Annotated in this window: 20 protein-coding genes and 3 pseudogenes; 14 read left to right on the plus strand and 9 right to left on the minus strand. The window is 32.4% G+C overall.

Annotation, left to right across the window (positions count from 1 at the left end):
- Positions 1-19 precede the first annotated feature (19 nt).
- The 6 genes from GM3708_RS02225 to metH form a co-directional block, all read right to left on the minus strand.
- Positions 20-1,537: a glycosyltransferase family 4 protein gene (locus GM3708_RS02225; RefSeq protein WP_066343787.1), complete on the minus strand. Its 1,518-nt coding sequence runs from the start codon at positions 1,535-1,537 to the stop codon at positions 20-22.
- 440 nt (positions 1,538-1,977) lie between these two features.
- Positions 1,978-2,711 (minus strand): IS1 family transposase gene (locus GM3708_RS17740; protein WP_231933035.1). Its coding sequence is split into 2 segments (ribosomal slippage): positions 1,978-2,370 and positions 2,373-2,711, totalling 732 coding nucleotides; the frame shifts between segments, so codons are not numbered across the junction.
- Between the two features lie 11 nt (positions 2,712-2,722).
- Entirely contained in the window at positions 2,723-2,887 is a 165-nt protein-coding gene (locus GM3708_RS18440) for a hypothetical protein (RefSeq protein WP_197671681.1), read from the minus strand.
- Positions 2,888-2,941: 54 nt separating this feature from the next.
- Entirely contained in the window at positions 2,942-3,760 is an 819-nt protein-coding gene (locus GM3708_RS02240; RefSeq protein ID WP_066343791.1) for a KilA-N domain-containing protein, read from the minus strand.
- Positions 3,761-3,818: 58 nt separating this feature from the next.
- Entirely contained in the window at positions 3,819-5,117 is a 1,299-nt protein-coding gene (locus tag GM3708_RS02245) for a deoxyguanosinetriphosphate triphosphohydrolase family protein (RefSeq protein ID WP_197671699.1), read from the minus strand.
- A 71-nt stretch (positions 5,118-5,188) separates the two neighbouring features.
- On the minus strand, positions 5,189-8,740 hold the full coding sequence (gene metH, locus GM3708_RS02250; RefSeq protein ID WP_066343794.1) for a methionine synthase: 3,552 nt from the start codon (positions 8,738-8,740) through the stop codon (positions 5,189-5,191).
- A gap of 187 nt (positions 8,741-8,927) precedes the next feature.
- On the opposite strand from metH, the gene GM3708_RS02255 reads away from it, so the two are divergent.
- The 5 genes and pseudogenes from GM3708_RS02255 (at position 8,928) to GM3708_RS02275 (ending at position 13,927) form a co-directional block, all read left to right on the plus strand.
- Complete coding sequence (locus GM3708_RS02255) at positions 8,928-9,965, plus strand: hypothetical protein (RefSeq protein ID WP_066343795.1); 1,038 nt, start codon at positions 8,928-8,930, stop codon at positions 9,963-9,965.
- 1,187 nt (positions 9,966-11,152) lie between these two features.
- Positions 11,153-11,886: pseudogene (locus GM3708_RS17745) on the plus strand (IS1 family transposase).
- Positions 11,887-11,894: 8 nt separating this feature from the next.
- The gene (locus GM3708_RS02265; protein WP_066343797.1) at positions 11,895-12,395 is read left to right on the plus strand and encodes a hypothetical protein; all 501 of its coding nucleotides are present in this window, start codon (positions 11,895-11,897) and stop codon (positions 12,393-12,395) included.
- A 355-nt stretch (positions 12,396-12,750) separates the two neighbouring features.
- Positions 12,751-13,254: a hypothetical protein gene (locus tag GM3708_RS02270; protein WP_066343799.1), complete on the plus strand. Its 504-nt coding sequence runs from the start codon at positions 12,751-12,753 to the stop codon at positions 13,252-13,254.
- Positions 13,247-13,927: a nucleotidyl transferase AbiEii/AbiGii toxin family protein gene (locus GM3708_RS02275; protein WP_066343800.1), complete on the plus strand. Its 681-nt coding sequence runs from the start codon at positions 13,247-13,249 to the stop codon at positions 13,925-13,927. The genes GM3708_RS02270 and GM3708_RS02275 overlap by 8 nt, the downstream gene beginning before the upstream one ends.
- 227 nt (positions 13,928-14,154) lie before the next feature.
- On the opposite strand, the pseudogene GM3708_RS19185 reads toward GM3708_RS02275, so the two are convergent.
- Positions 14,155-14,919 (minus strand): annotated as a pseudogene (locus GM3708_RS19185) (IS4 family transposase); the annotation flags it as partial.
- Positions 14,920-14,934: 15 nt separating this feature from the next.
- A complete protein-coding gene (locus tag GM3708_RS19190) occupies positions 14,935-15,306 on the minus strand; it encodes a hypothetical protein (RefSeq protein ID WP_231933031.1) in 372 nt (123 codons plus the stop codon).
- A 103-nt stretch (positions 15,307-15,409) separates the two neighbouring features.
- Between GM3708_RS19190 and GM3708_RS02285 the strand changes: the two are divergent.
- The 5 genes and pseudogenes from GM3708_RS02285 to GM3708_RS02300 all read left to right on the plus strand — a co-directional run.
- Positions 15,410-16,002 (plus strand): annotated as a pseudogene (locus tag GM3708_RS02285) (IS982 family transposase); the annotation flags it as partial.
- Positions 16,003-16,167: 165 nt separating this feature from the next.
- Positions 16,168-16,662, plus strand: a complete 495-nt coding sequence (locus GM3708_RS02290; RefSeq protein WP_066343801.1) for a GNAT family N-acetyltransferase — start codon at positions 16,168-16,170, stop codon at positions 16,660-16,662.
- Between the two features lie 52 nt (positions 16,663-16,714).
- Complete coding sequence (locus GM3708_RS18805) at positions 16,715-16,891, plus strand: hypothetical protein (RefSeq protein ID WP_173644988.1); 177 nt, start codon at positions 16,715-16,717, stop codon at positions 16,889-16,891.
- 300 nt (positions 16,892-17,191) lie between these two features.
- A complete protein-coding gene (locus GM3708_RS02295; RefSeq protein ID WP_066343802.1) occupies positions 17,192-18,358 on the plus strand; it encodes a glycosyltransferase family 4 protein in 1,167 nt (388 codons plus the stop codon).
- A gap of 29 nt (positions 18,359-18,387) precedes the next feature.
- Positions 18,388-18,804, plus strand: a complete 417-nt coding sequence (locus GM3708_RS02300) for a GtrA family protein (RefSeq protein WP_066343804.1) — start codon at positions 18,388-18,390, stop codon at positions 18,802-18,804.
- Positions 18,805-18,842: 38 nt separating this feature from the next.
- Here GM3708_RS02300 and GM3708_RS02305 read toward each other — a convergent pair whose 3' ends face one another.
- Complete coding sequence (locus GM3708_RS02305; RefSeq protein WP_066343805.1) at positions 18,843-19,454, minus strand: LysE family translocator; 612 nt, start codon at positions 19,452-19,454, stop codon at positions 18,843-18,845.
- Positions 19,455-19,640: 186 nt separating this feature from the next.
- Between GM3708_RS02305 and rpsB the strand changes: the two genes are divergently transcribed.
- From rpsB to pth, 4 genes are all read left to right on the plus strand, one after another.
- On the plus strand, positions 19,641-20,447 hold the full coding sequence (gene rpsB, locus GM3708_RS02310) for a 30S ribosomal protein S2 (RefSeq protein ID WP_066343806.1): 807 nt from the start codon (positions 19,641-19,643) through the stop codon (positions 20,445-20,447).
- Between the two features lie 170 nt (positions 20,448-20,617).
- Positions 20,618-21,277, plus strand: coding sequence for a translation elongation factor Ts (gene tsf, locus GM3708_RS02315; RefSeq protein ID WP_066343807.1), 660 nt, complete (start codon positions 20,618-20,620; stop codon positions 21,275-21,277).
- A gap of 50 nt (positions 21,278-21,327) precedes the next feature.
- Complete coding sequence (locus GM3708_RS02320) at positions 21,328-22,206, plus strand: hypothetical protein (protein WP_066343808.1); 879 nt, start codon at positions 21,328-21,330, stop codon at positions 22,204-22,206.
- 35 nt (positions 22,207-22,241) lie between these two features.
- Positions 22,242-22,880: an aminoacyl-tRNA hydrolase gene (pth, locus tag GM3708_RS02325; protein WP_066343809.1), complete on the plus strand. Its 639-nt coding sequence runs from the start codon at positions 22,242-22,244 to the stop codon at positions 22,878-22,880.
- The last annotated feature ends 83 nt before the right edge of the window (positions 22,881-22,963 follow it).

Raw genomic sequence — 22,963 nt, forward strand, 5'->3', positions numbered from 1 at the left:
ATAGTTATTTTTAAATTTTTTATTCGGTAAAAAGAGAGTTTAACATTTTTTGAGCAAGGATAAATTGAGGATTATTGTTAATAATATATTCTAAAGATGTTTTAGCTGTATCTAAATCTTTAAGAACGATGGCACATTGAGCAATATACCAATAAATTCGCCAATGATTAAAACCTAAATTTAACGATATTTCAAACTCTGATAAAGCAGAAGAATATCTATGTTGATTTTGTAATACTAATCCACACCATAATCTTAAATAAGCATCATCAGGATAATAATTTCGATATTGAATAATACCTCCTTCACCAGCTGACAATAATACTGATGATTGGGCAATTTTAGCCTCTGCACTCAATAATTCTTGGGTATCATCACAACTTAAACTTACTTGAAATTGTGGTGCTGACTCTCCTAAAGATTCAATAAACAATTGTGCTGGTGTTTTATTTTGACTAAAATTAATGATATCTTGCCATAATCTTTTTCTCTTAGGTAATGCCATCATTTGTTGATAAATATTATGGAGTTTTTTTGCCCAATATTTACTATTAAAATTTTCTAGGGCATAATGACGGGCATTTTTTCCTAATCTGATTCTTTCTTCTGGATAATGATAAAGATATTCGATCGCATTTCGATATTCTGACTCACTGTTAACAATTAAACCATTTTGATTATGGGTTACTAGACATTTAACACCGCCATAAGGAAACACAACAGGAGGTATTCCTGCATACATGGCTTCTTGTAAACTTTTTTCCGAAGTAGCATAAGTATCTTCACATAAGGGATAACCAAAAACATCTAAAATTGCTAAAATCTGTTTAATATTTTCCACATAACCACGAAAATCGAATTTATCTGCAATTCCTAGTTGATTTACTTCTTCTTGTAACTGTTTTTCAATGCCACCACCACAAACAATAAATTTTACATTGGGAATGGAAACCTCCCCACTCATAGAAATATAATGAGGGTGCATTTTTGCAAAATTAACCGTACCAATATAACCGACATTAAAAGTATTATGAGGTTGAGGTTGTAAATTTTTAAGTCTATCGTCATCAGCAATACCATAAACTATATCCTTTTGGTTTTCAGAAATGTGATCAAATATTGGTAAATTAAGAGTATAAGGACTTGTAGTTAAAGCAAAATCTGAGTAACTAAGTAATCCTGTTGTGATGATTTGAGGAGGTTTATCACCAATAATTTTAAACCACAATAACAAACGCATAGGCGGAAAATCTAAGGAAAGAAACTCATAAATTGAGGGATTATTCCAAAAATGAATTTGCACAATATCAGCCTTTTCAATTTCTTGTATCAGAATTTCTCTGTCAGGTTTACGAAAAACCTTGATTTGAGCTTGCTTAGCTTGAATGAGAGTTAAAGGATAAACATCTGAGTGTAGGGTAATAATACAGTGTTCTTGAATAAGATTTTGTTTCAAAGCATATTTAGCAGAGGCGATTAGTGAACGAGCAGGTCCAGTGCTTGATAATTTATCGATAATATGGAGTATCTTGATCATTTAATGTCGGTTAAAAAGTTATAGGAATAAATCTTGCAAAGACGCAAAGATTTCAATGTATTGTAAGTTTTTATCCTAATTTGATTTAAGTACCCACACAAAATTAATTGTATAATCATTTCAAATAAGAATAAGACAATTAGCCAGTACAATAGTTACAAAATTATTTTACCTAAAGTCATCTCCCCTCCTTGATGAATTCTCGCTTCTTTTAAAGCACTAAAATCATGTTCAATATCGTTAAAATTAGGGAAATATATCAGCAAAATAACATCTTATGATCTGCTATTTCTACTAATTTTTTTATTCTGTTTTTCTATGAATTAGTTCATTATCCATAATTAACCTCAGTTTTGGATAAGAAAACAGGCAAATAGTAAGCTGAATATAGCAAACTATCAAACTAACTACTGCCTTATGTTTAATTGGCATTGGTGATTTTAGGTATGAAGAAGACTAAAAGTAGGTCTCCCTAAAGGACGAAAAGGAATTGGTATATCTTTAAATTTGAGATAGTGAATCAATAGTGAAACAGAATACTTTAAAATCTCCATGGATTTTGAATAACATAAAGTTTTTCGATGTACTCTAGCAAGATAATGTCTTAATCTCGTATTTTCTCCCTCCACTCTGGTCATGTATGTTTTACAGATGATTTGGTCGCCCTCAGGAATAAAGTTTCCATAGACTTTCCACCCGTCTGTTACATAAAAATAACAATGCCATTTTTTTACTTGCTCCCACAACGGTCTAAATGTTTTTGCACTTCTATCCCCTATGACCCATTCCAATATACCCTCGTGAAAATGATCTACCGCTGTCCATCGCCAGATTGGTTTTTTTTTGAGCCGACAAAGGTTTGCAATTCATCTAATTCTCCAACTTCTGGTAGCGTTTCTGGATGATAGCTCTGTGGCAAAATTTGACCCACTGCTTTAACCCAAGAGATGATCGTTGTATGATGCACCTGTTTAATCCTCCCAATAGCTCGAAAACCCATACCATTGACGTACATTTTTAAGCATTCTTTTCTGAGATCATCACTATAACCTTTACCACTGAGTTGTTCTGGAGCTATAAATTGTCCGCGACAATGAACACAAATATGATTTTGTTTTCCTTTTTTTATGCCATTTTTATTGATATTCTTGGAGCCACATTCTGGACATTTCATGTTTTTTTACTTCACTTTTTTCCTCTTTCTATCATACCCTCATTCACCAACGCCGGAGGATCGACAAATATGAGATCGATCGATTCATTTTCGATATATTCGTTTAATACTGTGATAGCATCTCCTAAAATAATTTTTGTTTTTTCATTTTGAACAGTATATTGTGAATTCATCATAGGTGAATTTTTATAAAATTATTCACGGTAAAGTTAAAAGCTAAATTTAAAATTTCAAGAAGTTGATTTTATTTTTCTTAATATTGGTTTTACTTCACATCCAATAGCTTCAGAAATTAACTTACATTCTTCAGAACTAACAAATTCTCTAACATATTTAGGAAACTTTTCAGGAATATAAGTATCTTCTAACCATTGATGAAATATTCCTAATAAATCATAGGGATAAATATTGGCTAATTGTTGTCCTCTACTATCTGGGTAATAATGAATATATTGTTCAAAGCTAGAAGTATCATAATCTTTTTGTTCTCTTAAATAACGACACCATGCTCTACCAATAGAAATATCAATAGTTGCTCTATCATGTAAAGGTATGTCTTTAGCCTCTAATCGTCTCATCAATTTACCTATTTCTTCAAAAACACACCATGTACCTTTCGGTAGTTGAGTTTTTTGTTCAAATAACATTAAGCGTTGATACCAAACTCGTTGATAAGGATATAATTGAAACGTTTGTTCAACAGGGATTTTACCAATTAAAAGCCATTGTTCAACCCATTCAGATACCATCATCTCAAATTCTGGCGACAACCACATAGCAAAAGATACAGCTAATTTAGGATGTAACCAAATTTCTGTATTTTTACCTGCTCCTTTTTTCTGAACTAAATCATAAACTTCAATTCCCGTTTTATCCGATAAAAGTTCTAAAAATTCTATTGTTCTATTTCGTTCAAACCAATCATTAGGATTTCTATATTTTCCTGTTTGTTTTTCATAGGCTTTTGTCAGTTTACTAGCACTAATATAACCATCATTTTTTCTTTGACTAACGACTAACCCACCAACTTGATGTTCAATGTATTGCATTTATTGTTGCCTCACGGTAAAAATTAAACTACATCAGGATTAAAATAACTTAAGTGTTTCAGAATTGATTACTCCACAGATTTCTATCATATATCATATCCAAAGATGATGAACCAAAATACCTTTTATATTCTTGCATAGCAAATGAGTCCATCATTCCCGCAATATAGTCAATTATGACTCTTTTTATAATAGAATAATCATCTGATACATTTTTAGTAATTGCTCTTAATTCTGGTGGTAATAATAATAAATCTTTGTTAAATTTAGAATCACTGTAAACCTCAAAAAGTCCTCTAATAATTCGTTCTCCTTGTTTCTCGTAAAGCTGAATATCTTTTTTCCTCAATAATGCTTTAAATACTAGTTTTTTTAGTCCCTCTGCTAATTTAATGAAATTTTTATTTTTATATCCCAATTGTTTTGATCCATCTTTATCAACTAATCCAATATCATTCATTAATATATGAACAATATTTGAAGTTAACTCTTTTCTCAAGATAAATGAATATTCTTCCGATGTATTAAGTCTATTATTTTCTCTTCCTTTCAATGCCACAATTCTTGCGGGTGTTGCAATTTCATTTTTAAAAACATCACGAATTGATTTAAACTCCTCATCAATATCAAATTCATACATCATTTCGGATAAAGTAATAAAACCAAAGCTAATAGCATCTTCTAAATCATGAGCAGCATAAGCAATTTCATCAGCTAAATCCATAATTTGAGCATCAATACTTTTTTTAATGTCTATTTGTTTATCTTTTATTTCTCGATACAAAAAATGGTAATCATCATTATATAAAAACTTATTTGGTTTATCTGGATTTTCACCTTTTCTATAAAAATATTTAGTTACGCCTAAAAGTGTTCTTACAGTAAGATTTAATCCTGCAAAAGCATAATGTTTTTTTTCTAAACGATGAAGAATCCTAAAAGTTTGTGCGTTTCCTTCGTAACCTCCAATATCTTCAGCCAATTCATTCAATATTTTTTCTCCTGCATGACCAAAAGGAGGATTTCCCATATCATGACATAAAGAACAAGTTTCAGAAACAACAGGGTTTTCTAATCCTAAATTTGTAGCAATACTCTCAGCAATTTGAGCAACTTCTAGGCTATGAGTTAATCTATTTCTATGAAAATTAGTATGATCTACTCCTAATAACTGCATTTTACCTTGTAATCTCCGAAAAGAAGAACAATATAAAACTCTTGAATAATCCCTTCTATATTCATCTCTGCCCTTTCCTCTCGTATCTTCTGGATGTTGATGAAAACGAGAGTTAAATTTTTTGACTTTATCTTCTTGTTCTTTGGCAAAATCCAGTGTTTCTTGATCGTAAATACTTATAAATTGTCAAACTTTATTTATCAATTATTATTAGCATATTTAGTGAGCAAAAAGCTCACCTTAATGATAATTTAAGCACTAAAATACTTAGCTACAGGATGATAACAAACGATCGCACTTGTGGACTGTTCGGGGTAGATTTGTTCTGACTCATCCATATACATACCAATCCGTTTAGCGTCTAGTAAATCTAATTGTACATACTGATCTTGCATATTCGGACAGGCAGGATAACCAAAACTATACCGTGAACCTTGATAATGTTGCTTAAAGATTTCTTTGATATTGTCAGGCTCTAAATGTCCAAAACCCAACTCACGGCGAATCCTTGCATGACACCATTCCGCCATCGCTTCCGCCGTTTGCACCGCCATACCATGATAATAGAGGTAATTGGTATATTCATCATTAGCAAACAGTTTTTGAGCGTATTCTGTGGCAACTTCTCCCACTGTCACCGCTTGGAGAGGGAAAACATCAATTATGCCAGAGTCTTTAGAGGCGAAAAAGTCAGCAATACACAACCTTTTACCAGACTTTTGACGAGGAAATTCAAACTTGGCAATTTCTTCTTTAGCTTCTGGATTTTCTGGGTTATAAATATATAAAGTATTGCCCTCCGATTGACAAGGAAAATAACCATAAACTAGGGTAGGATGTAATAAATTTTCCGCTTTAATTTTCGCTTTCCATTCCTCTAAAATAGGGTAAACTTTTTCTTGTAAAAACTGATCATATTCCTCCCTCGGTTGCCCTTGAGGTTTACGAAATTGCCATTGCCCAGCAAAGAGTGCTTGTAAGTCTAAATACCAGAGAATTTCATCTAAATTAAGCTCATCAGGAGACATGATTTTTGTACCCCAAAAAGGAGGAGTTGAACGTTCAATATTTGCATCCACTGCTTCACTTCTTCGGGTATCAATTTCTTTAATTTCTGATTTAGATTTAGCCTGTTTTTCCTCCTGTTTTACTTCTCCCGATTCGTCAAAATTACGTCCTTTAAAGATACTATTTTCTGATGTAAAATCGCCTAAAAATCCGTCTAAGTTATCCCATTGATTACTTTTTTTAGAAGGCATTAATTTATCCATAAAATGCAAATCAGCAAAGGCATCTTTTCCGTAAACGACTTTACCTTGATAAGTATTTTGACAGTCTTCATAGACAAATTTCGGAGTTAATGCCGCCCCCCCTAAGATAACAGGCACGGTAATTCCCTCTTGGTTAAATGTCTCTAAATTGTCTTTCATAAAAGCAGTAGATTTTACTAATAAACCACTCATGGCGATACAATCTGCGTTGGATTCACGATAGGCTTGAATAATATTTTCTACGGGTTGTTTAATACCTAAATTAATCACTTTATAGCCGTTATTAGAGAGAATAATATCGACTAAATTTTTGCCAATATCGTGAACATCTCCTTTCACCGTAGCGATTAAAAATGTGCCTTTTCCACTGCCATTTGTATCTGCTTTATCCATAAATGGTTCAAGAAAAGCAACGGCGGCTTTCATAGTTTGAGCAGACTGTAAAACGAACGGTAATTGCATTTGTCCACTACCAAATAATTCTCCCACAACTTTCATCCCATCTAACAAATAAATGTTGATAATATCTAAGGGAGGATACTTTTCTAAAGCAATATTTAAAGCATCTTCTAAGCCGATTCTTTCCCCTTCAATAATATGTTGTTTTAACCTTTCTTCGATGGGTAAATCTGCCACATTTTTCTTATTACTTTTAGTGGTTTTACCCTCAAATAAGGTGGTTAATTTTCCTAATGGATCATAAGTGCAAATATCACCGTCAAATTCTCTTTTATCATAGATTAAATCAGTGCAAATTTTCAGTGCTTCTTCGTCAATTTTTGCCAATGGTAATATTTTACTAGCAGATACGATCGCACCATCCATCCCTACTTGCATGGCTTCATGAAGAAACACCGAGTTTAACACCTGTCTCGCCGCAGGATTCAACCCAAAGGAGATATTCGACACCCCCAACATGAAATGACATTCGGGGAACATTGCATGGATGCGTTGGATAGATTCGATCGTTGCTTTACCGTTTTCTCTGTCTTCCTCAATCCCCGTAGAAATGGGCAAAGCAAGGGTATCGAAAAAGATTTCATGGGCTGGAATACCATAGTTAACCACATCATTATAAGCCCGTTGGGCGATCGCAACTTTTTGATCAGCCGTGCGCGCCATACCATCCTCATCGATTGTACCAATAACCACCCCAGCACCGTATTCCTTCGCCAATGCCAACACCTTGAAAAATCGTTCTTCCCCGTCTTCGTAGTTGGTAGAATTGAGGATACATTTACCCCCCGCAACCTTTAAACCTGCCTCCATTTTTTGCCACTCGGTGGAGTCTAACATCAAGGGAAGGGTAACGTTATTCACCAGACGGGAAGCCAATTCGTGCATATCTTTCACCCCGTCGCGCCCCACATAATCCACGTTGACATCGAGGATGTGCGCCCCTTCTTTTACTTGCGCTTTGGCAAGGGAAATTAAACCATCCCAATCTTCGGCATTGAGTAAATCACGGCATTTTTTCGAGCCACTGGCGTTGAGTCTTTCCCCCACAATTAAGAAAGAATTATCCTGTTGATAGGGTTGAGTGGTGTAAATGGATGCCGCCGAAGGCTCATAATGATATTGTCTTTCTTTTGGTTTTAATGTACTAGCGATTTCTGCTAAGGCTCTAATATGCTCGTAACGGGTTCCACAACACCCGCCGATAATTTGAACCCCTAAGTCTTCGATAAAGTGCATTAAACTCATTTTTAACTCTATTGGAGTCAAGCGGTAATGAGCTTGTCCGCCCACGTTTTCAGGTAAACCAGCGTTAGGCACACAGGAAACAACAAAAGGGGAGTTTTCGCTTAAATATTTGATGTGGGGTTTCATTAAATCAGGTCCTGTGGCGCAGTTTAGCCCCATAATATCGATAGGGTAGCGCTCTAAAATGGCGAGGGCGGCGTTAATTTCTGTACCTACTAACATTGTACCCATTGTTTCCATTGTCACGGATACCATGAGGGGTAGTCTTTCTCCTTTTTGAGCAAATACTTCTTCAATGGCTTTAAGGGCGGCTTTGATTTGTAAGACATCCTGACAGGTTTCCACTAATAATAAGTCAACCCCCCCATCGTATAAGCCTTGTACTTGGGTTACATAGGCGTTTTTAAGGGTGTCGTAGTCGATATGTCCTAATGTTGGTAATTTTGTACCTGGTCCCATACTACCAGCGACGAAACGGGGTTTTTCTGGGGTAGAGTATTCATCGGCTAATCTTTTGGCAAGTTGGGCGGCGGTTTTGTTGAGATAATAGGATCGATCGGCTAGGTCATATTCTGCTAAAACTAAGGGAGTACCTCCAAAGGTGTCGGTTTCGATAACGTCTGCACCAGCTTCTAAAAAGCCTCGATGCACGGTTTCCACTGCTTCTGGTTTAGTATGGACTAAATACTCGTTACATCCTTCGTATTCTGCACCGCCAAAGTCTTCTGCTGTGAGGTTTTGCACTTGCAGATTCGTACCCATCGCACCATCAAATACTAGCACGGGTCTAGAGGTGCTATGTAGTCTTTCTAAAAATCGGTTTTTCATAGATAGTTGAGATTATGAGAAGTTCTATAAAGTTATGTTAAATAACTACTTTAGCTTATTTCTGAGAAATCTTAGGGCTATCTCTTGTTCAATTTAGAGTTATCCGTAATTGAAAATGAATGAATATATAATGTAACTTAATTATTTGGTAGTAATTAAATTATAAAATCAAGTCAGGAAAAGACAAATGCTTGTAAGTGAAAGTGTAAAAAGATATGCAGAGATTATCAATTATGTAGAAAATCATTATTTTTATAAGTGTTTAATCGATTTTAATCAGTATTATGATCAAGTAAAAGAGGTAGGATTAGAGTATTGCAGATTACAAAATAATCAGCAAAATACTTCAAAAACACAAATTGGTCAAATCAATCAAACTTTAAGAAATAAAATCGATGTCTATCGCTTTTCAGTCAGTGTTAATCAATTTCAACAATATGTTGATACTGTATTCTTGAATGAAAATATTTTATCTGGTGGAGAAGTAAATTATTTAAAATCAAGTATTGAACCTTTAACACATAGATTAAATGAATATACGAGAACTTATAATTTTAATTCTCTAGTTTCTTTTCTAAATCAAGCTCATTTTGTTTTCTCTCAAATTAATTTGATTCTCCAGAATTTGACTTTTTCTATAGAGAAATTTTCTATTAATGTAGAAATTCCTGAAAATTATGAAAGATTAGTGTTGATATTCGAGAGAGAATTTTCTTTAGAAGAAATATCAGCTAAATTATCGGCTATTAATTTGATTTATGAGGAATTTTGTTTAATTCTTGATATTAACTCAAAAGAATTTCCGATCAAAGTTATTAAAATAGAAACAGGATCATTAGAAATTAAAATTGATGGAATAAAAGACATTATTGATTTGATTAAATATCTCATCGATAAATTTTTTGATTGGGCAAACAAAAATTCTCACGATGGAAAAATAAAGTCTATATTAGAAGATATACGTGCTTTTGAACAATACTTAGACATTACTAGCAAAGCTCAACAACAAGGTCATAAATTAAATACAAAAAAAATTAATCAGTTACATGATAAAATAGGAGAAAGATTAGAAAACCTACTTGAGCCAAGTTTGAAGGTGAATGAAAAACAATACATTTTTGCTAATGAAAAAACTCAAATTCAAACAGCATATTTAGAAGAATCAGAAAATTTGTTATTAGAAGAAGGTAAAGAAGAAGAAAAAGATAATGATTCAATAAATTAATTGAAAACTTGGATTATTCATGTTGTTTTTTCTGTCTTACTGCAATCTACTGGCTTAGAGGCGATCGGGAAAGGAAAAATTAACGAGTAGTTAACCGAATCTGAAGAAGATTTTGAGGAAGTAATTAATTATGTTTTAGACAAAAATAAAGAACTTTATCGAAGATTAGCATGATTCGTTATTTAAACCTAAATCAAGTTTTACAACTCTATTCCCTAATTATTAAAACTTCAAGTTGATATTTCACTCTAAGAGTGTTGAATTGATTAATTTACAATAATAATAACCTAATCTTATTGATAAATTAATAAGGAATTGATTTTAAGATCATAAATTTGTACTTGCATATTTGTATTCATCGCACCATCAAATACTAGCATGGGTTGATCGTCGCTATGTAATCTGTTTAAAAATAGGCTTTTCATAGATGATTGAGATTATGAGAAGTTTTATAAAGTTATGTTAATTAAATGATGTTATCTATTTATAACAATGTTTTAAATTCGGCAAAAGTAAAATTAGGGTACTTAGTTTAGTACTTAAACAAAAGCAGAAGAAAATTAGATTATAATCATCTTCTGTTAAACTCCGAATCAAGTATCAAGAAAAAATAAATTGATAATTCTGAAAATAGCTGAAAAACTGGAAGTATTAAGAATAAAAATGTATTCTGAAATGAAAATGCTCAAAATATTCTTAAATCACTGATGAATTCTTATATATTCAATATATTTCAACCTTTTTTCGTCAAATTTAACCAATTGTTTCGTTCTGATAAAATTCAAGTATTTGAAGTTATTATAGGCTATTAGTTATACTTACGATGGAATAGAAAGTTTAGTATTCATTGATGAATCAGGATCTGAAGAAGAAAGTAGCTGTGTTTATAGATGATCAAAAAGAGGGACAAAAGTTTATGGAGAAAAATAAGGAAAAAGAGAGAATTGACTAGCGTTAGTGAAGGAAAAAACAAAAAGACTTTATTGCCTCAATGATTTTTACAGGAAGTTTAAATACATAAAGTTTTGAAGGATGGCTAAAAAAATATTTATTAGTATTTCTAAAACAATTTCCAAGACTAATTAACCTGAGTTTTGGTTAAGCAGATTGAGGTAAAAGCCATTCTAAACGACGGCGTTGGTGAATGAGGGTATGATAGAAAGAGGAAAAAAGTGAAGTAAAAAAACATGAAATGTCCAGAATGTGGCTCCAAGAATATCAATAAAAATGGCATAAAAAAAGGAAAACAAAATCATATTTGTGTTCATTGTCGCGGACAATTTATAGCTCCAGAACAACTCAGTGGTAAAGGTTATAGTGATGATCTCAGAAAAGAATGCTTAAAAATGTACGTCAATGGTATGGGTTTTCGAGCTATTGGGAGGATTAAACAGGTGCATCATACAACGATCATCTCTTGGGTTAAAGCAGTGGGTCAAATTTTGCCACAGAGCTATCATCCAGAAACGCTACCAGAAGTTGGAGAATTAGATGAATTGCAAACCTTTGTCGGCTCAAAAAAAAACCAATCTGGCGATGGACAGCGGTAGATCATTTTCACGAGGGTATATTGGAATAGGTCATAGGGGATAGAAGTGCAAAAACATTTAGACCGTTGTGGAAGCAAGTAAAAAAATGGCATTGTTATTTTTATGTAACAGACGGGTGGAAAGTCTATGGAAACTTTATTCCTGAGGGCGACCAAATCATCTGTAAAACATACATGACCAGAGTGGAGGGAGAAAATACGAGATTAAGACATTATCTTGCTAGAGTACATCGAAAAACTTTATGTTATTCAAAATCCATGGAGATTTTAAAGTATTCTGTTTCACTATTGATTCACTATCTCAAATTTAAAGATATACCAATTCCTTTTCGTCCTTTAGGGAGACCTACTTTTAGTCTTCTTCATACCTAAAATCACCAATGCTGTCAGAAATAGAATTAGGGCAAAATTTGCAACAGAGAATTATTTCGGCATTGCAATCCCTTGATGAAAATAAGCTCTATTTGAACTATGATAAGTTTAGTAAGGATTTAAACAAGGTTTTGAAGCAAAAAGGTCTAAAACTAACAAAGGGGGTATTAACAGCGATTTTTACGGCTTTAGGGGAAGTGGACGAAAAGGCGGAAATCTGTCGGGATAGTAAGGGAAATCCTGAGCCTGATAGTAATTTAAGGAATACGGAGATAGTACCTTTACCATCTGACATTAGTTTGCCTTTGCCTTTGGATTACGTAAAAGATGCTAAGGATGCGAATGTGGATGAGTTGGTTAGTTTGGTTAAGGGGCATTGTCTGGCATATTTTGAAAAGGAAGTGTTACCCCATGTACCAGATGGTTGGATTGATTTTAGTAAAGGTAAAATTAAGGTGGGTTATGAAATTCCTTTGAATCGTCATTTTTATGTTTATCAGCCACCTTGATCGTTATCGGAAATTGAATCGGATATAAAAGTATTGGAGTCAGATATTATGGCGATATTGGGGGATGTGGTGTAACCTTAGCAATTTTCGAGACTGCTCCATCAGGAGAAACGGAAAGAGGTGGGAATACATACACTAACAGGAGGAATTTTACTCTTTTACAGGACTTAGGTATTTTAACCAAAAATCAATACTTTGAGATTCTTCGCTATCCCTTAGAATAACAGAATATTATTATCGGTAGGTGATTCATAGATATGGTAGTTATGCTGATTGGTGCTTTTGGAGTAGTTTTGTTCTTTATTCTCGAATTTAGAATAACATTAGAGTAAATGATCTAGTTTAGTTAATGTTAATGTTGAAACCTCAAGATATAGTTGTGTTGTTGAAGGTTCATTGTTTGGGGGATGAGTGGACTTATCAGCAGTTGGCAAAAAGTATTAAGGCTAGTTCTTCGGTGGTATATGATGCTTTAATACGTTGTCAGGAATGTCATTTATATCATCTTGAGAGACGAAAAATTTTTAGGGGTGCTTTATTGGAATTTTTGGTACATGGGTTAAAGTATGTTTTTCCTGCGAAGGCGGGGGCATTGGTGCGTGGTGTGCCTACGGCTCATTCGGCTCAACCTTTAAGGGATTTATTGATGGTAAATGATGATTTGGCTTATGTTTGGGCTTATGGAAGGGGGAAGGTAAAAGGACAAGCTATTATCCCTTTATATCATTCTGTGCCTGAAGTGGTGGAAAATGATCCGCCGTTTTATGAGTTGTTGTCTTTGGTGGATAGTTTACGGGTTGGTAGGGTAAGAGAGGTGGAAGCGGCAACTATTGAGTTAAGTAAGAGGTTTGATGACTAATCCCCAGATTGAAAGTTTGGAAAGAATAGCGGCACTTTTGGTAAATATTCCTACAAGGTTTGTTTTTACTGGAGGGGCGACTATTATTTTATATGTGGATGAAATTTTACGGGATGAACTTCGCCCTACTTTAGATGTGGATTGTGTGGTAGAGGTTTTTTCACGGGGGGAGTATTATGCTTTGGCACAAAAGTTACGAGAGGTAGGGTTGGAGGAGTCTAGGGTAAAAAATGCTCCTTTATGTCGGTGGCAGTATGATAATTTGATTATTGATATTATGCCTTGTACTGCTACTATTCTGGGTTTTACTAATAGTTGGTATGGTGAGGGCATGAATAATTGTATTAATTATGTTTTACCGAGTGGAGGAGAGATTGAGATTTTTTCCCCTGTTTATCTATTGGCGACTAAGGTGGAGGCTTTTTTGGGAAGGGGTAAGGATTTACGGTTGTCGAAGGATGTTGAGGATATTGTTATTTTGTTGGATGGTTGTGAGATTTTGGAGGATGATTTTTATAGGGGGAGTGTTGAGGTGCAACATTTTTTAAGGGGTTGGTTTCAGGATAATATTAAGGGGTTGGAGGAGGCGGTTTTCTGTTTTTTACCTACTGTTAGTGAAGGGCGTGAGGGGTTGGTAATGGATTTAATTAACAGGTTTGCTAGTTTTGTTTAGGAGGCACTATCATGAGTAAGTATCCGTCTTATACTCGTTACAAGAAAAAAACAATAAGCAATACTTAGAGAAAACTCCAAAAGACAATATTCAAAGAGCGAAGAGTTTACAAAAATTCCTGATGTTGATGTTACTTACTGTTTATCCTCCTGAGCGTCAGAGAACACTTCGGGAGCTTACTTTCGGCAAAACTTTTAAGTTTGGTACCTGAGGGGGCGACAGAACATTCAGAATGCAGATTGGATAAGGGAAATAGCCCTCATACCTTGACGATAATAGGACTGTTTCTGAGGAAATAAAGAGGTTAACTTATCTAATTGTTCTTGAAAAAAGCAGATTTCACTTAGCCATTTTATCCCATTTAAACCAATAGAAAAATCACTATATCTTTTATATCTTCTTCTTTTTTCTGTGGGTCTAACTAGATATTCACTTATTCCTTTTCTTTTAATTTCTTCTCCTATAAATGTTGAATAACTATAGGATAATGTTATCAGTATAATTAAAGAAATTAGTCGTTCATTTTCAAGTTTTGTACTTTCTAAGTTATAACCTCCTAATTTAAAATCTCTAAACATTTCTTCAATACCCATTCTTTTGGAATAAGCAGAGATTGTTTCCGACATACTTTCTAAATTTGTGAGAATAAACCATGGCTGTTTACTCGATTTATGTCTATAGTTTTTCTTCCATTTTGCTGCTAAATTAATTCCTGAGAATCCCTTGGTTTTTGTAACTTTTATTCCTCGATAATATACGGAGAATCCTGGAGATAAACCTAATTCACTCAATCGAAACCATATATCAGTTTCTAACTCCACATATTCACTCTTTTTTAAACGTAGAGATAAATAAACCTGTTTCTCTACTGATAACCATTTTGCTAAATCCACAGAGCAAAATTCTCTATCTCCTAAAACGATTATTTTATATTCAATTAATAAATTAATACTTGCTTCTAATACTTGTTTTTGTTCTGATAAATTACTACTTCCTTTTTTATTTAATCAGATAAAATATACAGGGATAGCTCCTTGATGATGAACTAAACTTACCATCAATATATTAATGTTTTGCCACTGTGTTCTATCAATGACTAAATAAATTACTTTGTTTGATTCCCATTGGTTCATAATCCATGATTTTAAAATCGGAAACCATATGGTTTCAACTTTCCAATTTTTCAGACTTAAAAATCTTTGTAACTTTTTAATTCTACTTCTTAATTTAATCGGATAAGGAAAAAGTTTTGCCATTTCTTCTAACCTAACAGTTTTAAGATTTTGAAGTAAATTAACTAAAAGACAAAGAGTTAAATATTGAGGTAAATTAAACTGTTTTTTTAAATACTCCTGATAAAATTGGGGAAGTTGAAACATCTTTTTCTATAGTAATTAATATAAAAACTAAAAACATCTTATTTTTATCCAGATTACCAGCTTCAATCTCTTATGCCATCGTCTGTTTACCTTCATTGTCGCCCCCTCAGGTGTTTATCTCAAACATTGCTTTGGCAATTGTACAGGGATTAGTTTTATTGATTCTACGAAGATTCAAGTGTGTCATAATCGACGTATTTCACGACATAAGGTATTTCAGGATTTAGGGGCGAGAGGAAAAACCTCTGTGGATTGGTTTTTTGGTTTTAAACTTCATCTAGTAGTCAATGAACTGGGAGAAATTCTCCATATGAGTCGAGTCTGACTAGGGGAAATATGGATGACCGAAAACCAGTAATTGATCTTCTCCAAAAACTTTGGGGTAAAGTGTTTGCTGATGGAGGTTATGTATCTCAAAAATTAACGACCAAACTTTTGAAAGATTACGGAATCGAGTTTTTTGCCAAGAGGAAACGTAACATGAAAAACAAATTAATGCGTCTTCACGACAAATTACTATCTCGTAAGCGATCGATTGTCGAAACCATTAATGATCAATTAAAGAATATCTCACAAATAGAACATTCACGCCATCGTTCACCAATAAATTTTTGTGTCAACTTATTATGTGGATTAATCGCATATTCTCACCAAGCAAAAAAGCCGAGTCTCCGTTTAGAATGGCTTTTACCTTAATCTGCTTAACCAAAACTCAGGTTACTTATTAGAATTACAAATGTTTGAGGTGACGATGATGAATTATTTGCATTGTTTTACATTTTATCTTTATTCTGATAATAACTCATTCTATAGACAAAAAACCTCATAGTATAATGACATTGACTATATAAAATTAAGTTTATGATTAAAGTTATTCCTTTTTCCAGAATTCATTGGAAGGAAGTATGGGAAATAATTGAACCAGTATTTAGAGAGGGTGAAACTTATCCTTATCCCCCCGATATAAAAGAAGCGGAAGCCTATACAATTTGGGTGGAAATTCCGACTCAAACCTATATAGCTATTGATGATAATGCTAACATTGTTGGAACATATTATTTAAAACCTAACCAACCCGGACTAGGCTCTCATGTATGTAACTGTGGATATGTTGTTGCTCAAAATGCACGAAGGCAAGGTATTGCGTCTCAAATGTGCCTTCATTCTCAACGAGAAGCTATTGCTCACGGTTTTTTATATATGCAATACAATTTAGTTGTATCTACGAACAAACCAGCTATTCAACTATGGAAAAAACAAGGCTTTGAGGTAATTGGCATTTTACCTAATGGGTTTAGGCATTCAAAATTAGGCTTAGTTGATGCACTGGTGATGTATAAGCAACTTTCGTCTTGATCATAGCAAAGGGGTTTTCAATACTTTTTATATTTCGATGATATTTTAAACAATGAATACAACTAAAATTCGTAGTGAATTAAAAGAATATATAGATGAATTATCTCTTGAAAAGTTAATATTAGTGGCGGATTTTGTCCAAGAATTAGAAGCTAAAAAAAATCTCGATTCAACGGAAGAATTATTAAATATTCCAGATTTTGAGTCATTTTTTAAAAGGATAAATTAAGAAGTCAAAGAAGGTAAAGTTAAAAACTGGTGTGAGATTATCCCTCAGTACTGAAAAATTTTATTTAAAGTTCAGTAAAATTTCGGCAAAAAAACTTGGCAAAATCCTTTCAAAATTTAGAAAAAAACATTATTATTATAGTATATAATAATAGTAAAAATACTGTCGATCAAAACATTTAAAGATGAAAAGATCTGTATGTGAAACTTTTCAAAAATTTTATTATTTTAAATATTATAGTTTTATTTAAAGTTTGCTTACTATAAAATAGTTATTTTATATCATGATTTTAATTTACTAATGAAAGAAGAAAAAGAAAACCTAAAAATTATTTTTATTTATGATTGTATTTATCCAGATTCTTTAGGGGGCGTTGAATTTCGTAATTATCAACTAGCAAAATTTTTGATAGAAAAAGGTCATAATGTAACTTTAGCTGGTTGGGTGAAAGAAAAAAAACATCCTTTAAATGTAACAATAATTCCTTTACCTTTTGCCGAAAATTTATACAATAGTTTAGGTCAAAGAACAGCTTTCATTTCTCTAAAATATGCTTTTGCTATCTTAACTTTACCCTTGAAACAATTTGACATTATTTTTGTAGATAATATTCCTTATATTCACTTATTTTTATTAATTTTATGGACAAAAATACTTAAGAAAAAAATTATTATTACTTGGCATGAATATTGGGGAAGATATTGGAAGTCTTATATAAAAAATTGGACGTGGTTTATTTATTATAATATTGAGGTTTTAGCAGCACAATTAGGCAATAAAGTTATTTGTGTTAGTGAATTTACTGCTGAAAAGTTACGGAAAGCTAGACATAAATCTGATGAAATAGAAATAGTTAGTAATGGCATTAATCTCGATTTTATCTCATCATTAAATGCCGATCATGTTGACGATATGCCACCATTAATTTATGCAGGAAGATTAATTAGAGAAAAAAGAGTTGATTTATTATTAAAAGCTGTGAAAATTTTTAGCGAAATTTATAATCATCAAGGAGTAATTTTACAAATAATTGGTGAGGGTAATAATAGAGAAGAATTAGAAAAATTAGCGCAAAAATTAGGTATTGCAAATAAAGTGATATTTCGAGGAAAATTGGAAACAATAGAAGAAGTTTGGCAGGAAATAAGTCAAGCAAAAATTGCTATTCAACCATCTTTAAGGGAAGGTTTTGGGATTTTTCCTCTTGAAGCTATGGCACTAGGAATACCAGTTATTTATTGTCATAGTCAGGAAAGTGCTGTGAAAGAAATTGTGAGAGATGGTATCGAAGGTATTGCAGTTAATCCTGATGAACATGATTTAAGTGAAGCGATCGCCCAATTATTATATAATGAATCCCAATGGCAAAAATTGAGTAAAAATGGGAAATTAAGAGCAAAATCTTTTGATTGGCAAGAAATAGCCGATAAATTAGAAAAAATCTGTTTTAATTATCTTGATAAGTAAAAGAATTTATGATAACTAGATAAGTATGTATGAAAATTAATTCTTATGGGCAAATTTTAAAAAAAACAATTGATAAAAAAAAAGAAATCATTAAATTTACTTTAGTTGGTGCTTTATGCCTAACTTTCAATGTATTTATTTTATGGTTTTTGACTGATAAATTTGCTGTGGAAGAAATGATGGCGACTATTATAGGCTTTTTCTTTTCCAATTTATTGGGTTTTTTTCTTAATAAATATTTTACCTTTAAAGTAACTAATACTAATATTTTTAAAGAAATTTATAAATACTATGCTGTGATGACTTCCAGTTTTATTGCTAATTTGTTGGCAATGTTTATTTTTGTAAAAATATTGAACATTTGGATAGTTTATGCTAGTTTAATGGTGGCGATAGTTTTTTATATTTATAATTATTTAATGCACAAAAACTGGAGTTTTAAATAAAAAAAGTTATCATTCATATTTATAAAACTTTATTTTTTCTAAAATTTTATGAATAAAAATAATCCGATAAAAATCATCATTCCACCAGCTAAAATATTAATTTTTTTTCTAGTTTTGTCATCAAAAAATAACCTAATTTTATCTGCCATAAGTGCATAGATAATCTTAACACCACCTACTGCAATAATTGCTGTTGTTAGAATAATACCTATGTCAAGATAAGATATTTGCGATAAATTAACAAAAGCAGGAAAAAAACCAAGATAGAATAAAATAGCTTTTTGATCTGCCAATGTAATCGATAATCCTGTCAAAAAACTAGATAATAAAGAAGAGTTGATGGATTTTTCCGTAATGGTATTATTTGATTTTGACTTACATAGTTTTATTCCTAAAAATATTAAGTAAGCACCTCCAAAATACTTTATTCCTACAAAAAAACCTCCCATAACTTCAGCGAGAAAAGATAAACCGCCAATGGCTATCAAGATGAAAATAATATCACCCATCAATATCCCTCCAATGGTAACAATGCCATGAATAAACCCAAACATAGTTGTTCTTGTTATCACTGTTAGTACACTGATACTAGGAATTAAAGCCAATATAACCATGGCTGTGAATAGTGTCCAAATACTATTAAGTGTCATAGTCTTTTTTTTTGAAATCTTAGAAATGTTAGTTTAAAAGATCTTCAATATACCTAGAAAAATAATAAAATTTATGATAAAATTGTAAAGTTGTCTAAATTCGCACATCTGGGATGTCGGGTGTTTCTAAAAATCAGAAATAGAACTAACCCGGATGGAGGATAAACCCGAAAAAGGAGAAAAAAAATGTCAGTAGTTAGCTTAAAAGAGCTATTAGATTCTGGTGTTCACTTTGGACATCAAACTCGTCGTTGGAATCCCAAAATGTCACCTTATATCTACACCGCTAGAAATGGTGTACATATCATTGACTTAGTGCAAACTGCACAGTTAATGGAAGAGGCTTATGCTTATGTTAAAAAAGCCGCAGAAAGTGGTAAAAAAGTACTTTTTGTTGGTACTAAACGTCAAGCAGCGGGGATTATAGCCCAAGAAGCTAGTCGTTGTGGTGCATTTTACATTAATCAACGTTGGTTAGGTGGTATGCTTACCAACTGGGAAACTATTAAATCCAGAGTAGCACGTCTTAAAGATTTAGAAGAATTAGAAGAAAGTGGTGCTTTAGACAGAAGACCAAAAAAAGAAGCTTCTGTTTTACGTCGTGAACTTGCTAAGTTACAAAAATATCTCGGCGGTATCAAAGATATGCGTCGTGTTCCTGATATTGTCATTATTATTGACATTCGCAGAGAACATAATGCTATCAAAGAGTGTCAAAAACTTAATCTCCCTGTTGTGTCTATGTTAGATACAAACTGTAATCCTGAGTTAGTAGATTTCCCTATTCCTGCTAATGATGATGCAATTCGCTCCATCAAATTGATTATCGGTAAATTAGCTGATGCAATTTATGAAGGACGTTATGGTAAAGCAGTTGCTGAAGGCAGATTCGATGAATTTGAAGAATCTTTAGCTAGTGGTGAAGTTGACTATGATGAAGATTACGATGATGAAGATGATGATGAAAATGTTGATGGTGGTGAAGAAGAATAATGAATGAGGAATAAAGCATTAGGAATTTAAGTGATTTATCATATTTTCCTCGTGTTTTCCTCCGTTGTTTACCCTTTCTCTGTTGAGTAATATGAAAATACTCTCAGGGTTAGGGTCAATTCGTGTAATGATTATTATTGATGATTTAAACTAAAAATAGTATTAATATTATGGCTGAAATATCTGCAAAATTAGTAAAAGAACTTAGAGACAAGACTAATGCGGGGATGATGGATTGTAAAAAAGCCCTCGTAGAAAATGATGGTGATGTAGCAAAAGCCACTGAATGGTTGCGTCAAAAAGGTATTACCTCTGCTGAGAAAAAAGCTGGTAGAGTTGCCGCCGAAGGTATCGTCGAAAGTTATATTCATACTGGTGGTAGAATTGGTGTTATTGTTGAAGTCAACTGCGAGACAGACTTCGTTGCCCGTAGAGAAGATTTCCAATCTTTAGCCAAAAATGTCGCTATGCAAATTGCAGCTTGTCCTAATGTTGAGTATGTTAAGATTGATGATATTCCTGAAGATATCGTTGCGAAGGAAAAAGAAATTGAAATGGGTAGAGATGATTTAGGTAATAAACCTGAAAATATTAAAGAAAAAATCGTTGAAGGTAGAATTCAAAAGCGTTTGGGAGAAATGTGTTTACTCAGTCAACCCTATATTCGTGATCAAGCTATCACCGTAGAAGAATTAATTACTCAACAAATTTCTAAGATTGGTGAAAATATTCAAGTACGTCGTTTCACCCGTTTTGTCTTAGGAGAAGGCATCGAAAAACAAGAAACTAATTTTGCTGAAGAAGTTGCCGCTCAAGCAGGACTTAAATAATTAACAATTAACAATTAACAATTTATGATTTCGTTAAATAGTAAGTAAAAATGAGTAAATCAATCAAGAAGTTAAGTGATGATTTGACTATTTTAAATACTAAAATTCAGGATTTAGCCGATAATTTACAGAGTTTATATAAAGATTATTTTCAAAATTTTAGTACCATTGTTAATCGTCAATTAGTATTGGCTACTTATCAAGTTTGTACACAAAAATATCCTGATTCTTTTCTTCGTTTAAGTTATCAAGAAAGAATGAAATTACAGGAAAAAATTAGAACTTTTAATCATATTTTTATTCAAGACTTTATCGATAATTTAAAATCAATAGAATGTTCTAATAATCAATTTATTCAAAGTTTTTATCGTGATATTTTTGACTTTTTTTCTTCTTTAATTGTCATGGAAAATGATGATGAAACATCTTTAAATCAAGAAAATAACCAAAAAAAATACTCGAATAATGAGGATATTTCTACAGATATAGATATAAATCCACAAGATTTAATTAAATTTCAAATAAATCTTGAAGACTGTATTGAAGAATGTTTAATGAATCTTTCTCATCACACCAATAAATATTTACAAAATGCTGGTATCTTGCCGAATAAAATACCAAGTAAAATTCTGGAAATGGCATTACAAGGGGAAGAAAATACTTCTATTGTAAGTGGTTCACCTAATTTATTGAGTCTTTTAATTGAAAAAGAAGACAAGTCAGAAAATATTGATATTACACCTATTACCGCTATTTGTTTAAGATTAACAGAAATTGAATTTAATAATTCAGCCTTAAATTTGACGAGACAAAAAATTACTAATCTTCTTCAAAAATTAGACACTCTTGATGAAGAATATCAAAAAATAACTAGACAATATGCGATCGCTCAAGCTGAATCTGCCTGGCGAAGTAGTTGGGTAGAGTAATGAGAAATTAGTAATTAAATAATTTATTCAGAAAAATGAGTGAGAAAAATATAGTTATTCCTGAAGTAATAATTGGTTTAGGAAATCCAGAAAAAAAATACGAAAAAACTAGACATAATATTGGTTTTGAAATAGTAGATTACTTAGCTGATAAGTGGGGTTTTAGTTGGCAAAAAAATACTAAATTTAATGCTTTATTTTGTGAAGGAATTTCACCTAATCGCCGCAAAATTAGATTAGTAAAACCGCTAACTTACATGAATCTATCAGGTCAATCTGTAAGAGCAGTATTAGACTGGTATAAGTTGGATGCTGAATCAAGTTTAGTCATCTATGATGATATGGATTTACCTTTTGGCAAAATTAGATTAAGATTATCAGGCTCAGCAGGTGGACATAACGGCATGAAATCAATCATTTCTCATGTTGGCACTCAAAAATTTTCTCGTTTTCGCATCGGTATCGGCAAATCTGAACATAAAGAGGTAACAGTTAGTCATGTTTTAGGTAAATTTTCTAAAACTGAAGCAAAAGTTATTGAGGAATTAATGATGTTAAGTCATGATGCCATCTGTCTGAGCTTAAGAGATGGTGTTGAGAAAGCTATGAGTCTTTATAATCAAAAGTTTGTGAGTATTGAAGATAGCCTGACCATTGAAAAAGAAAACAATTAATGATTCTTAATAATCCGTTATAATTCTAAGTTGCACCGCAATTATTTTATCTCTTTTTTCTTTTATGGTAGCTACATTTGACC

It is taken from the genome of Geminocystis sp. NIES-3708 (assembly GCF_001548095.1).
GTDB lineage: Bacteria > Cyanobacteriota > Cyanobacteriia > Cyanobacteriales > Cyanobacteriaceae > Geminocystis.